At 39.8% G+C, this 231-nt stretch carries 1 protein-coding gene; it reads left to right on the top strand.

Features of this window, described 5'->3' with window-relative positions; genetic code table 11:
- Positions 1-31: 31 nt before the first annotated feature.
- A partial coding sequence (locus AYW76_RS18860) for a hypothetical protein (protein ID WP_156489119.1) occupies positions 32-231 on the top strand: 200 nt, incomplete at its 3' end.

The raw sequence follows: 231 nt of genomic DNA, 5'->3' as shown, positions 1-231 counted from the left end.
TTCAAAGCATAAGTAAGGGTTAGGTGATTTTATGAAAAAGTTATATGTATCAGTGTTATTAAGTGGTCTAGTTGCGATGCCAGTGCTAGCAACAAGTTCCATCGATGATCAGCATCGAGACCACCATGCCGTTCAAAATGAGAAAGTACATGCTAATCGACCTCATACGGATCAAGTGAAGGATCACGAAGGAATGATGGAACACATGCAAATGATGCAAAGCATGAACAT

It is taken from the genome of Marinomonas gallaica, from assembly GCF_001639745.1.
In the GTDB taxonomy this organism is placed as follows: domain Bacteria; phylum Pseudomonadota; class Gammaproteobacteria; order Pseudomonadales; family Marinomonadaceae; genus Marinomonas; species Marinomonas gallaica.
Note: the sequence above shows the minus strand (reverse complement) of the source record. Positions and strands in the feature narration are given on the sequence as shown.